Annotated in this window: 6 protein-coding genes and 1 pseudogene; 6 read left to right on the top strand and 1 reads right to left on the bottom strand. The window is 68.6% G+C overall.

All coding sequences use genetic code 11. The annotated features are described in order from the left end of the window. The first annotated feature begins 92 nt into the window (after positions 1–92). Both O9255_RS12185 and metH read left to right on the top strand, forming a co-directional pair. A complete protein-coding gene (locus O9255_RS12185; RefSeq protein ID WP_297867138.1) occupies positions 93–1,046 on the top strand; it encodes a metalloregulator ArsR/SmtB family transcription factor in 954 nt (317 codons plus the stop codon). After that, positions 1,043–4,855 carry a methionine synthase gene (gene metH / locus O9255_RS12180; RefSeq protein WP_297867137.1) on the top strand — a complete coding sequence of 1,271 codons (3,813 nt, stop codon included), beginning with the start codon at positions 1,043–1,045 and terminating at the stop codon, positions 4,853–4,855. The genes O9255_RS12185 and metH overlap by 4 nt, the downstream gene beginning before the upstream one ends. A gap of 15 nt (positions 4,856–4,870) precedes the next feature. On the opposite strand, the gene O9255_RS12175 is transcribed toward metH, so the two are convergent. Then, positions 4,871–7,147 (bottom strand): PAS domain-containing methyl-accepting chemotaxis protein, encoded by a 2,277-nt coding sequence (locus O9255_RS12175; protein ID WP_297867136.1) that lies wholly within the window; start codon positions 7,145–7,147, stop codon positions 4,871–4,873. Between the two features lie 251 nt (positions 7,148–7,398). Between O9255_RS12175 and O9255_RS12170 the strand changes: the two genes are divergently transcribed. The 4 genes and pseudogenes from O9255_RS12170 (at position 7,399) to O9255_RS12155 (ending at position 13,131) form a co-directional block, all read left to right on the top strand. Next, positions 7,399–9,483, top strand: coding sequence for a M3 family metallopeptidase (locus tag O9255_RS12170; protein WP_297867135.1), 2,085 nt, complete (start codon positions 7,399–7,401; stop codon positions 9,481–9,483). Between the two features lie 359 nt (positions 9,484–9,842). Further along, positions 9,843–12,095: pseudogene (locus O9255_RS12165) on the top strand (DEAD/DEAH box helicase); the annotation flags it as partial. Continuing rightward, complete coding sequence (locus O9255_RS12160) at positions 12,092–12,979, top strand: ribonuclease H-like domain-containing protein (RefSeq protein ID WP_297867134.1); 888 nt, start codon at positions 12,092–12,094, stop codon at positions 12,977–12,979. The pseudogene O9255_RS12165 and the gene O9255_RS12160, both read left to right, overlap by 4 nt. An 11-nt stretch (positions 12,980–12,990) precedes the next feature. After that, complete coding sequence (locus O9255_RS12155; protein ID WP_297867133.1) at positions 12,991–13,131, top strand: hypothetical protein; 141 nt, start codon at positions 12,991–12,993, stop codon at positions 13,129–13,131. The last annotated feature ends 235 nt before the right edge of the window (positions 13,132–13,366 follow it).

The raw sequence follows: 13,366 nt of genomic DNA, 5'->3' as shown, positions 1-13,366 counted from the left end.
CACGGCATGGTGCCGGGGTGAAGACGCGCCTTGACCGGGCCGGGAGCGGCCTCCAGACTAGTTCATCGCTGGATTCGGATACAAAGATAGATATGGACCTGCAAGCCTGGTCGGACTGCCTCAAGGTGCTGGCCGACCCCACCCGCGTCCGCCTGCTGGCCCTCGTCGAGCGTGAAGAGCTGACTGTCGCCGAACTGGCGACCATCACCCACCTCGCCCAGCCCCGTGTTTCGACCCACCTCGCCAAGCTGCGCGAAGCCGCCCTGGTCGTCGACCGGCGCTCCGGCGTTTCGGCCTACTACCGATTCAACGACGCCATCGAGCCGGCCGAAGCGGCGCTCTGGCGCACCCTGCGTGACGGCGCCAGCGATCCGCTGCTGCGGCAGGACGCCGAACGGCTTCCCACCGTCCTCGCTGCCCGCGCTTCCGACCAGAACTGGGCGGATTCGGTGGCCGGCGACATGGAGCGCCACTACTCGCCGGGCCGCACTTGGGAGGCGCTGGCCCGCAGCGCCCTGCCCTTGCTCGAACCCGTCGACGTGCTGGACATCGCGTCGGGCGATGGGCTGATGGCCGAAATGCTGGCGCCGCATTCACGCCGGTACCTCTGCATCGACGCCAGCCCCAAGGTGATCGCCGCCGCTCGTGAGCGCCTGTCGCGATACGCCCATGTCGAACTGCGCGAAGGCGACATGCACGCCATCGATTGCCCGGACTCGGCCTTCGACCTCGTTCTGCTGATGCACGCCCTCACCTACGCCGAGAAGCCCGCGAAAGCACTTGCCGAAGCCTCGCGTGCGCTGCGCCCGGGCGGTCGTCTGCTCGCCACCTGCCTGGCGAAGCACGAGCACAAAGCCGTGGTCGAGCCCTACGGGCACCTCAATCTCGGCTTCACGGAGAAAGAGCTGCGCAAGCTGGCGGAGAAGGCGGGACTCGAGGTCCGCGTCTGCGAGGTGGTGGCGAAGGAGAAACGCCCGCCGCACTTCGAGGTCATCAGTCTGATCGCACACAAGCCAGGCTCGTCGACGGAGCGCAAGCGCGGATGAACCGGCTCCCCTGGAAACACCCGGCCCGCGTGCAGCAGCTGCTCGACGCGATGGCCATCCGGATCCTCGTGCTCGACGGCGCAATGGGCACCATGGTGCAGAAGCACCAGCTCACCGAGGCCGATTACCGCGGCGAACGCTTCAAGCAGGGCTTCGATGGCCTGCAGTTCTCGCCGAAGACGAACGACATCCCGTCCGGCCACGAGCGCGCGCCGCTGGCGGCCGACCACGTCCACGGCGAGGGCTGCGGCTGCGGCAGCGACCTCAAGGGCAACAACGATCTGTTGGTGCTGACGAAGCCCGAGATCATCGCCGGCATCCACCGCGCCTACCTCGAGGCTGGCGCCGACCTGATCGAGACCAACACCTTCAACGGCACGCGGGTCGCGCAGGGCGACTACCAGCTCGAGCACCTTGTCCCGGAACTCAATCGCGAGGCGGCCAAGCTCGCTAAGTCCGTCTGTGCCGAGTTCGAAGCCCGCGACCCGTCGAAGCCGCGTTTCGTGGTCGGCGTGCTCGGCCCGACGCCGCGCACCGCCTCGATCTCGCCGGACGTCAACGATCCCGCCTTCCGCAACATCGACTTCGACACCCTGGTCGCGCAGTACCGCGAGGCGGCGGAGTCGTTGGCCGAAGGCGGCGCCGACGTGCTGATGGTGGAAACCATCTTCGACACGTTGAACGCGAAGGCCGCGCTGTTCGCGCTGGAGACGATGTTCGCGGAGCATGGCGCCCGCTGGCCGGTGATGATCTCCGGCACGATCACCGACCGCTCCGGCCGCACGCTCTCGGGCCAAACGGCCGAGGCCTTCTGGTACTCGCTGCGGCATGCCAAGCCGCTGTCGATCGGCCTCAACTGCGCGCTTGGTGCGCGGGACCTGCGCGCCCACATCGACGTGCTCTCGTCCGTCGCCGAGTGCGCCATCAGCTGCCACCCGAACGCCGGCCTGCCGAACCCCTTCGGCGGCTACGACGAGCAGCCGGGAGAGACCTCCGGCGTGCTGCGCGAGTTCGCGGAAGGCGGCTTGTTGAACATCGTCGGCGGCTGCTGCGGCACCACGCCCGAGCACATCGCTGCCATCGCACGGGCCGTCGCTGGCCTGCCGCCGCGTGCCCTGCCCGCTCCCGCGCCGCACATGCGGCTGTCGGGGCTGGAGCCTTCGGTCATCACGCCGGAAAGCAACTTCGTCAACGTCGGCGAACGCACCAACGTCACCGGCTCGGCGCAGTTCAAGAAGCTGATCCTCGAAGGCCGTTTCGACGAGGCGCTGGTGGTCGCCCGCCAGCAGGTGGACAACGGCGCCCAGGTCATCGACATCAACATGGACGAAGGCATGCTCGATGCCGAAGCCGCGATGGGCCGCTTCCTCCGCCTGATCGCCGGCGAGCCGGACATCGCCAAGGTGCCGGTGATGATCGACTCCTCGAAGTGGAGCGTCATCGAAGAAGGGCTGAAGAACGTCCAGGGCAAGCCCATCGTCAACTCCATCTCGCTGAAGGAAGGCGAAGCCGAATTCCTTCGCCAGGCCGAGTTGCTGCGCCGCTATGGCGCCGCCCTCGTGGTGATGGCCTTCGACGAGCAGGGCCAGGCCGACAGCTTCGAGCGCAAGGTTGAAATCTGCTCGCGGGCCTATGCCCTGCTGACCGAACGCGCCGGCATCGCGCCCGAAGACATCGTCTTCGACCCCAACATCTTCGCCATCGCCACCGGCATCGAGGAGCACGACGGCTACGCCGTGGCCTTCATCGACGCGGCGCGAGAGATCAAGGCGCGCTTTCCGCTTGCTCACGTGTCGGGCGGTGTCTCCAACGTCAGCTTCGCCTTCCGCGGCAACAACGCCGTGCGCGAAGCGATCCACGCCGTGTTCCTCTACCACGCCATCCAGGCCGGCATGGACTTCGGCATCGTCAATGCCGGCGCGCTGGCGCTGGTCGACGACCTCGACGCCGAGCTGCGGGAGCGCGTCGAGGATGTCGTGCTGAACCGCCGACGGGATGCCACCGAGCGCCTGCTCGCGATCGCCGACCGCTACAAGGGCAAGAAGGGCGAGGTGAAAGTCGAGGACGCCGCGTGGCGCGAATTGCCGGTGGTGGAGCGCCTCAAGCACGCGCTCGTCCACGGTATCGATGCCTTCATCGAGGGCGACACCGAGGAGGCACGGCAGGCAATGGGCCGTCCGCTCGACGTGATCGAAGGCCCGCTGATGGCGGGAATGAACGTGGTGGGCGACCTGTTCGGCGTCGGCAAGATGTTCCTGCCGCAGGTGGTGAAGTCGGCCCGCGTGATGAAGAAGGCCGTGGCCGTGCTGCTGCCCTACCTCGAAGCCGAGAAGGCCGCGGCGGGCGGCGACGCCAAGCAGCGCGGCAAGATCCTGATGGCCACGGTGAAGGGCGACGTGCACGACATCGGCAAGAACATCGTGGGCGTGGTGCTCGGCTGCAACAACTTCGACGTGATCGACCTCGGCGTGATGGTGCCGGCGCAGACGATCCTCGATCGCGCGAAAGAGGAGAACGTCGACCTGATCGGCCTCTCCGGCCTGATCACGCCCTCGCTGGAGGAGATGAGCCACGTCGCCAAGGAGATGAAGCGGCAGGGCTTCAGCGTGCCGCTGATGATCGGTGGCGCCACCACCAGCCGCGCCCATACCGCGCTGAAGATCGACCCGCACTACGCCGAACCGGTGGTGTGGGTGAAGGACGCCTCACGCGCCGTCGGCGTGGCGCAGAGCCTGCTGTCGAAGGATCTGCGCGAGCCCTTCATGGCGGGCATCGTGGCCGACTACGACGAGGTGCGTCGCCGTCACGCCAATCGCGGCGACGCCAAGCCGCTGATGCCACTGGAACGTGCCCGCGCCAAGCGCTTCGCGCCGGACTGGTCGGCCTACGCGCCGCCGCAGCCGCAGGCACCCGGTGTGACGGTGTTCGATGATGTCCCCCTCGATGCCCTTCGCGCGGTGATCGACTGGACGCCCTTCTTCCAGACCTGGGAGTTGGCGGGCCGCTATCCCCAGATCCTCGACGACGCCGTCGTCGGCGCCCAGGCCCGCGAACTGTGGCGCGATGCGCAGGCCATGCTCGACCAGCTCATCGCGGAAAAATGGCTGACCGCCAAGGCCGTCGCCGGGCTGTGGCCCGCCGCCCAACACGGCGACGACATCGCGGTATTCGACCCGGGGCAGCCCGCGCAGCGCCTCGCCACCCTGCACACCCTGCGGCAGCAGGCCGACAAGCCCGATACGCGCCCGAACCTGGCCCTCGCCGACTTCGTCGCGCCGGCGGGTCACCAGGACTGGGTCGGCGCGTTCGCCGTCAACGCCGGCATTGGCATCGAACCGCATGTGGCTCGCTTCGAGACCGCGAACGACGACTACAACGCGATCCTGCTGAAGGCACTGGCTGACCGTTTCGCCGAAGCCTGCGCCGAATGGCTGCATCGTGAGGTGCGGACGCGGCTGTGGGGCTACGCGAAAGACGAACCGTTCGACAACGAGGCCTTCATCCGCGAGGACTACCGCGGCATCCGCCCGGCACCGGGCTACCCCGCCTGCCCAGAGCACAGCGAGAAGCGGACAATCTTCGACCTGCTGCAGGCGGAAGAGCGGATTGGCCTCTCGCTGACCGAGAACTTCGCCATGTACCCGGCCTCGGCCGTGAGCGGCTTCTACTTCAGCCACCCGGACAGCCAGTACTTCGTCGTCGGTCGCCTCTCGCGCGAGCAGGTCGCCGACTACGCGAAGCGCAAGGGCATCCCCCTCGAGCAGGCGGAACGCTGGCTGGCACCGAACCTCGACTACGACCCGGAGTAAGCCCGGGCCGTCGAATCACGGCAGGCGGAAGCTTCCCGCCGCGCCGGCCAGCTGGGTGCTCTGCTCTTCGAGGGCGCGTGCCGAGGCGCTGGCCTCCTCGACCAGTGCCGCGTTCTGCTGGGTGGCCGTGTCGAGCTGGCTGATCGTCTGGTTGACGGTGCCGATGCCCTGGGCCTGCTCCTCGCTGGCGGCGCTGATCTCGGCGACGAGCTGCCCCATCTTTTCCACTTCGGCGACCAGCGAACGGATCGACTCGCCGGCTTCGCGCACCTTGCCGGAGCCGGCACGCACCGCCTCCGCCGAGTCGCCGATCAGGGCCTTGATCTCCTTGGCCGACGCGGCACTCCGCTGCGCCAGCGCGCGCACCTCCGCGGCAACCACGGCGAAGCCGCGCCCCTGCTCGCCGGCCCTCGCCGCCTCGACGGCGGCGTTCAGCGCGAGGATGTTGGTCTGGAAGGCAATGCCATCGATGACGGTGATGATGTCCTCGATCTTGGCCGAGGCCTCGGCCACTTCGCCCATGGCCCGGACCGCGTCGTCGGCGACCAGGCCACCCTCGTTGGCAATGCGTCCGACGCCTTCAGACAGCGTGCGCGCGGTGCGTGCGTTCTGCGCGTTCTGCTGCACGGTGGCGGTCAGTTCCTCCATCGAGGACGCCGTCTCCTCCAAGCTGGCCGCCTGCTGCTCGGTGCGCTCTTGGAGGTCGGCGTTCCCCGCCGCGAGTTCGGACGACACTGTGCGGAACACCGCGACCGCTTGCTGGATGCGGCCGACGATGTCCGCGAGCTCCTCGACGGTGCGATTGGCGTCATCCGCCATCTGGCCGAAGGCCCCGGCATAGCGCTGTTCCATGCGCACGCGCAGGTCGCCCTGCGCCAGCGAGGCCATGAAGCCCTGGAGGTTCGCGGTGATGTCCTCGAAGACGTCCAGCACCCGGTTGATGCCCTCGCCCAGCTGCCGCACATAGCCGGTCTTGCTCTCGACATCGATGCGACGGCCGAGCTCGCCACGGCTGGCGGCATCGACGACCTCCTGCACTTCGCGTTCGATCTCGAGCTCGAGGGTGCGGTCCTTCCACTCCACGACGTAGCCGATGAGCATCCCGGCATAGCCGAAGGCCGGCGTCACCACGAGGTCGAAACTCAGGCCGGCGACCACGACCCGGCCATGGTGGGGCGCCTTCATGCCCGCGAGCATGGCGCGCTGCCGGCTGGGATCCCGATGGAAGCGGTCGATGGACGAGCCGACGATGCCGTCCACCCGGAACCCGGGGATCGCCGTGGCGATCCGCGCTTCGTGGCGTCGGAAGGTCTCGAGCACGGCTCGGTTGGCGAACACGATGTCGAAGCGCCGGTCCGCGACCATGATGTTGGTCTCGGCCATGTCCAAGGCCTGGTTGATTCGGGCCGAAGCGGCAGCCTCGCGACGCAGGCGCTGCGTGCTGAACTCCAACCGCACCTGCAGCGACTTCAAGCCGAGCAGCACGGCACCGACCTCGTCCGCCCGCGAGATGTCGACGTGGCCGTCGTGCTTCTCGGCCGCGATCTCCCGGAACAGGGCCTTGGCGCGGTCGAGGCGTCCCACCACGTCGCGGGCCAGCCACCAGGCCGAGTACGTCGCGAAGGCCGCGCCTGCGGCGAGGCCGCCCACGAGGACGCCGCGTCCGACGCCACGGGCCTGCAGCCAGAGGAGGCCAGCCGCGAGGCCGATGCCGAACAGCGACAGCAGGAACAGCCGGAAGGTCAGCGTGAGCCGCCACAGCGGGTTGAGCGCACGCGCGGGGCTGGGCGGGTGGACCACGCCGTTCTCGATCTCGAAGCGGGCCAGGCGGCCTTCGCGGATCTCGCGGTAAAGGCGCTCCGCTTCGTCGACCCTCGCGCGGCTGGGCTTGCGGCGGACCGACACGTAGCCCTCGAGCTCGCCGCTTGCGGCGTAGATCGGCGCGACGTTCGCCTCCACCCAATAGTGGTCGCCGTTCTTGCAGCGGTTCTTCACAAGGCCGATCCAAGGCCGGCCCTTCTTCAGGGTGGCCCACATGTCGGCGAACGCAGCAGCGGGCATGTCCGGGTGGCGGATGATGCGGTGCGGCTGGCCGAGCAACTCGGCCTCCGCATAGCCGCTGATCTCCATGAAATACCCGTTGACGTAGGTGATGCGGCCTTGCGGATCCGTGGACGAGACGATGGTCTCGCCGTCGCGGAACTCGGCCTCCACCCCCGTGACCGGTCGGTCCTTGAGGGCCTCCCGCGTCACTGGCACCTTCGCCGCGCCCACCGTCCCCACTGCGCCCATGCCCACTCTCCCGCCCAGAGTCTGTGGGCCCAGTACAGCCCGCACGGCGGCGGGCCCACCTGATCCACGTCAAATGAAGGGCGGGCTCAACCGTCCGGCGCGGGAATCTCGACCGGACGCACGCCCAGCCGTCGGCTCAATGGGGGCTGCACGGGGTTGGTTCCACGGGACGCTCACGCCCTGAAAGCGATGCAAGTGCTACGAATTCGCAGTCGCACTTTTGCGGCCCTACACCAACCTTGATGCCGTCCATGACCAAGACGACCCTCGCCGCCGCACTCGCGGCCGCCCTGCTGTTTTCCCTGCCGGCCAGCGCGCCGGTGGAGGCCAGCGACACTGCACCCGCGGCCGCCGATCTGCAGGCCAACCCCTTCCTGCAGGCCGAATGGGCGACGCCCTTCGGCGCGGTGCCGTTCGACCGCATCCGCCCGGAGCATTTCGTCCCCGCGTTCGACGCCGGCATGGCCGCGCACCTTCGGGAGATCGACGCCATCGCGAAGAACCCTGCCGCCCCCGACTTCGCCAACACCATCGTCGCGATGGAGCGGGCCGGCCGTGACCTCGATCGCGTGGGCGCGGTGTTCTTCAATATGACCTCGGCCAACAGCAGCGATGCCATCCGCGCCATCCAGACCCAGATGGCGCCGCGGATCGCCGCGCACCAGAACGCCATCCTGCTCAATCCGGCGCTTTTCGCCCGAGTCGAGGCGGTGCACGCCAACCGCGCCAACGCGGGCCTAGATGCCGAACAGATCCGCCTGGTCGAGCGCCATCATCTGCAATTCCAACGCGCTGGCGCCGCGCTGACCGAAGCGCAGCGCGAGCGCGTTGCGGCGATCGGCGAACGCATGGCGTCGCTCTCGTCGTCGTTCCAGCAGAACCTCATGAAGGACACCGACGAGTGGGCGCTGTTCCTCGACGAAGCGCAGATGGCCGGCGTCCCGGCCCCGCTCAAGGCCGCTGCCGCCGCCGAGGCCAAGACGCGCGGGCAGGAAGGGAAGTTCGCGATCACGCTGCAGCGTCCCAGCGTCGAGCCTTTCCTGACCTTCGCCGAGGACCGCGCCCTGCGCGAGCAGGCGTGGCGCGCCTGGACCCTCCGTGGTGACAACAACGATGGCGAGGACAACAAGGGCTTGATCGCCGAGATCGTCGCGCTGCGCGCCGAACGGGCGCAGATCATGGGCTACGACTCGCATGCCGAGTTCACCCTCGACGACACCATGGCCAAGACCCCCGAGGCAGCGCTGGAGCTGATGCGCCGCGTCTGGGAGCCGGCACTGGCCCGCGCCAAGGAAGAGCGCGCCGACATGCAGGCCCTGATCACCCGCGAGGGCGGCGACTACGCTTTGCAGGGCTGGGACTGGCGCTACTACGCCGAGCAAGTCCGCAAGGAGCGCTTCGACATCTCGCAGGACGAGATCCGCCCCTACTTCCAGCTCGAGCAGTTCATCGCCGCGCAGTTCTACCTCGCCAAGCGCCTGTTCGGACTCGAATTCACCGAGCGGAAGGACCTCCCGGTCTATCACCCCAGCGTGCGGGTGTGGGAAGTGAAGGACGCCGCGGGCCAGCACGTCGGCCTGTTCTACGGCGACTACTTCGCCCGGCAGGGCAAGTCGGGTGGCGCTTGGATGAGCAGCTATCGCGCGCAGGAGAAGTTCGACGGCGCGGTCACGCCACACATCGTCAACGTGATGAACATCCCGGCCGCCCCGGAAGGCGAAATCGCCACCATTTCACTGGACGACGCCATCACGCTGTTCCACGAGATGGGCCACGGCCTGCACGGCCTGATGTCCGACGTGAACTACCCGAGCCTCGCCGGAACGGCGGTGTCGCGCGACTTCGTGGAGTTCCCGGCGCAGATCCTCGAGCACTACGTGCTCACGCCGCACTTCCTCAACAAGTTCGCGACCCACAAGACCACCGGTGCGTCGATGCCGGTGGAACTGCAGCAGCGGCTGATCGCGTCGCGGCAGTTCAACCAGGGCTTCGGCACGGTCGAATTCCTGTCCTCGGGCTTCGTCGACATGGACTTCCATGCGCTCACCGCCGAGCAGGCCAAGGGCATCGACGTCGCCGCCTTCGAGGCGCAGGCGTTGGAGCGCATCGGGGCCATCCCCGAGATCCCGATGCGTCACCGCAGCCCGCATTTCGCCCACATCTTCGCGGGCGGCTATTCGGCCGGGTACTACAGCTACCTGTGGTCGGAAGTGCTGGACTCGGACGGCTTCGATGCCTTCTCGGAAACGGGTGACCTGTTCAACCCCGAGGTCGCCGCGCGCCTGAAGCAGTACGTGTTCTCGGCCGGCAACCTGCGCGATCCGATGGCGGCCTAGGTGGCGTTCCGCGGCCGCGAGCCGGTGGTCGAGCCGTTGCTGCGCAACCGCGGGTTCCTCGCCGATGGTGACAAGCGCGGCACTGCAGCCGAAGGCGATAACGAAGGCTGATCGAGCCGTTGGTCGCCAGTCACCGGCGCATGCCACACACGACGGGGCCTTCGGGCCCCGTCGCATTTCGAGGCGTCGCAAACCGTGAGACGGTCCCGGGCGACAACAGGGCCCTTCCTTCCGGTGCCCGCATGAACGCTGTCGTCCGCCCCGAACCCCCGACCGGCCACGCTGACGAAGGCGCGCGTTCGCTGGAGCCCCGATCCCCTGCCCTGCCTGCAGCGCGCGTGGACGGCGGCCAGTGGGTGCAACGCCTCGGCCGCAAGTACGCCGACCGCATCACCGCGCTGCGCCGCTTGCCCGCCCGAGAAGGCGACTACGTCGAGTTTCCGTCGGACTTGCCCACCGGACTGGCCGACGCGCTGCGCGCTCGGGGCGTCACCCGCCTTTACCGCCATCAGGCCGAGGCCTGGCGGGCCGCACAGGACGGGGAGAATCTTTTGCTCGCGACACCGACCGCCTCGGGAAAATCGCTGTGCTACCTGCTGCCCGCCCTAGCCGCGGCGCGCCACGGCGGCAAGTCGCTGTTCCTGTTCCCCACGAAAGCCTTGGCGCAGGACCAGGTGGCGGAGCTGATCGAACTCTCGACGGCCGGGCAGCTCGGTGTCCGCGCCGCCACCTTCGACGGCGACACCCCCGGCGATGCGCGGCAGGCCATCCGCGCCGGCGGCGACGTGGTGGTGACCAACCCCGACATGCTCCACCAGGGCATCCTGCCGCACCACACCAAGTGGGCCGCGCTGTTCGAGAACCTGCGCTACGTCGTCATCGACGAGATCCATGGCTACCGCGGCGTCTTCGGCAGCAATGTCGCCAACGTGATCCGCCGGCTGAAGCGGTTGTGCGCGTTCTACGGCAGCGATCCGCAGTTCATCCTGTGCTCGGCGACGATCGGCAACGCCGTGGAGCACGCCGAGGCCCTCATCGAAGCCCCAGTGCACGCCATCACCCGCAGCGGCGCACCCAGCGGCGAGAAGTTCCTGCTGCTCTGGAACCCGCCCGTCGTGAACCCGGACCTCGGCCTGCGCGCCTCCGCGCGCTCGCAGTCGGTGCGCATCGCCCGCATCGCCATCCGCGCCGCGCTGAAGACGCTGGTCTTTTGCGGCTCGCGCACCCAGGTCGAAGTCATCACCAAGTACCTCAAGGAGGTCTTCGACCGCGAGCCACGCGGCCCGGCCCGCATCCGCGCCTACCGAGGCGGCTACCTGCCGAACGAGCGTCGCGAGACCGAAGTGGCGATGCGCGCCGGGAAGGTCGACGGCATCGTCAGCACCTCGGCGCTGGAGCTCGGCGTCGACATCGGCGCGCTCGACGTGGTGGTGTTGAACGGCTGGCCCGGCTCGGTGGCGGCGACGTGGCAGCGTTTCGGTCGCGCCGGGCGCCGCCAGCAGGCCTCGGTCGGCGTGCTGGTGGCCAGCAGCGAGGCGATCGACCAGTACGTCGTGCAGCATCCGGAGTACTTCTTCGGCGCCAACCCCGAGCACGCGCGCCTTCACGCCGACCAGCCCTTGGTGCTACTCGACCACGTGCGCTGCGCGGCCTTCGAATTGCCCTTCAGCGCTGGCGAGCGTTTCGGGCCCGTGGAGGTCGATGGCTTCCTCGACCTGCTTGCCGAGGACGCCGTGGTGCACCGTGAGGGCGAACGCTGGGAGTGGATCGCCGACAGCTACCCGGCCAATGCGGTGAACCTGCGCGCGGTCGCCGACGGCAACTTCGTCGTCGTTGACCGCACGGACGGCCGCCAGACGATCATCGCCGAGGTCGACTACACCGCCGCGGCGCTCACCTTGTACGAAGGCGCAATCCACATGGTGCAGTCGGTGCCCTACCAGGTGGAGCGCCTCGACTGGCCCGGTCGCAAGGCCTATGTGCGGCGCACCTTCGTCGACTACTACACCGACGCCATCGACCACACCAAGCTCAAGGTGCTGGACCGCTTCGACGCCTCCCCGCTGGGCGCCGGCCAGTGCGAGACGGGCGAGGTCCACGTGGTGCGCCGCGTGTCCGGCTACAAGAAGATCCGCTTCCACACGCACGAGAACATCGGCTATGGCCCGGTGCAGTTGCCGGACCAGGAACTGCAGACCACCGCGACCTGGTGGCAGTTGCCGCCGGGCGTCCTCGAAGCCGCATGGCCCACGCGCGAGCAGGCCCTCGCCGCCTTCCACGGTGCGGGCAGCGCCCTGCACTGCGTGGCGCAACTGGCCGTCATGGCCGAGGGGCGCGACCTGCAGAAGTGCGTTGATGATGCGCATCCCGACGGCCGCTTCCATCCAGCGCTCTACCTCTACGACGCCTATCCGGGTGGCATCGGCCTGTCGCAGCCGCTTTACGAACGCCGCACGGAATTGGTGAAGCGCGCCCGCGGCCTCGTGGCGGCCTGCCCGTGTACGCGCGGTTGCCCGGCCTGCGTCGGGCCCGTCGCCGCCCCGGTGAAGGACGAGGCGGAAACACCCAAACGCGCGGCCCAGCGCTTGTTGACGCTATTCGAGGCCGCATGAGCGCGGCGCTCGATTGGTTGAGGCAGCAGCGGCAAGTTCCCGCTGCGCCCACATCACCACGCACCGACGAATGGCAGGACGTCTTCGACGCGCTGCGCCGCCTGCGAGAACGCGGGCCGCGCAAGCTCGCAGCGGCCACGCCGCTCACCGCCCTGCCCGTCGATCGCACGCTCCCGGGCGACGAGATCGCGCCCGGCCTGTGGCGGCACGTCACGCTGCGCGCGCGGCCGCTGGCACCGACGGTGATCGAACTCGGCGATCTCGCCGTGGCGTCGCCAGCAACGCGTCGGCGGGGCACCGTACCGTTGCCCGAATCTGTGGAAGCATCGCGCTTGGCGTTCTTCGATACCGAAACCACCGGCCTCGCTGGAGGCACCGGCACGCGCGCCTTCATGGTCGGCATCGCACGCTTCACCCCTGCGGGACTCGCGATCACGCAGTTCACCACGGCCACGATGGCCGCCGAGGCTGCGATGCTTCGGGCCGTGATCGATGCGCTTGGCGACGACGCTGTGCTCGTCAGCTACAACGGCAAGAGTTACGACCGCCCGCTGTTGGGCACGCGATTGCGTCTGTCGCGCATCCCCGACCCGCTCTCGCGCTTTCCTCACCTCGACTTGCTGCACCCCACGCGCCGCCGGCTACGGCACGCCCTGCCCGACTGCCGCCTCGCCACGGTGGAACGGCACTGGCTGGGCGTGCTCCGCGAAGACGACCTGCCCGGCAGCGAAGCGCCTGCGGCCTGGCTGGCGTACTTGCGCGGCGGCAGCGCCGCCCTGCTGCGGCGTGTCGGCGAGCACAACGCACAGGACCTCGCGAGCCTCGCCGCCCTGTTGCTCCACCACCTCGAGGACGCGGCTGCGGTCGATGCCCCCCGCGGCTAAGCTGGCGCCCCATGCACGACAGCGCCCCCCACGTCATCCGTCTAGACGGCCTCGGCAATGCCGAATTCCTTTCCCGCTACGCCGCCCCGGGACGAATCGGGCTGTGCGGCGGCTCCGATGCCGTGACCATGGCGATCCGCCGCGCCCAGTGAAAACCGCCAGCCACTTGCCCATGCCCGCCAGCGAACCAGACCAGCCCGCCACCTTGATTGACCAGCCTCGCTAGCCAACCGACTGGCTCAGATCGGCCTATTCCGTTGAAAAACTCGGTTGAAGCGGACTGTTGAAGCTGCTTCACTGACCTCCCATCGATCCAGCGGAATCCGCAGCGATGATGGGACGTCAGGACGCCGGACAAGCGCCTCTCTTCTACGCCTTCAACCTCGA

The sequence above is a fragment of the Silanimonas sp. genome, from assembly GCF_027530345.1.
Taxonomy (GTDB): Bacteria; Pseudomonadota; Gammaproteobacteria; order Xanthomonadales; family Xanthomonadaceae; genus Silanimonas.
The sequence above is the reverse complement of the archived record's forward strand: the minus strand, read 5'-3'. Positions and strand labels throughout refer to the sequence as shown.

What these genes read in the sequence shown, in the direction of transcription:
- O9255_RS12185 (WP_297867138.1), top strand. Translation starts at nt 93, where the DNA reads ATGGACCTGCAAGCCTGGTCGGACTGCCTCAAGGTGCTGGCCGACCCC.
- metH (WP_297867137.1), top strand. Translation starts at nt 1,043, where the DNA reads ATGAACCGGCTCCCCTGGAAACACCCGGCCCGCGTGCAGCAGCTGCTC.
- O9255_RS12175 (WP_297867136.1), bottom strand. Translation starts at nt 7,147, where the DNA reads ATGGGCGCAGTGGGGACGGTGGGCGCGGCGAAGGTGCCAGTGACGCGG.
- O9255_RS12170 (WP_297867135.1), top strand. Translation starts at nt 7,399, where the DNA reads ATGACCAAGACGACCCTCGCCGCCGCACTCGCGGCCGCCCTGCTGTTT.
- O9255_RS12160 (WP_297867134.1), top strand. Translation starts at nt 12,092, where the DNA reads ATGAGCGCGGCGCTCGATTGGTTGAGGCAGCAGCGGCAAGTTCCCGCT.
- O9255_RS12155 (WP_297867133.1), top strand. Translation starts at nt 12,991, where the DNA reads ATGCACGACAGCGCCCCCCACGTCATCCGTCTAGACGGCCTCGGCAAT.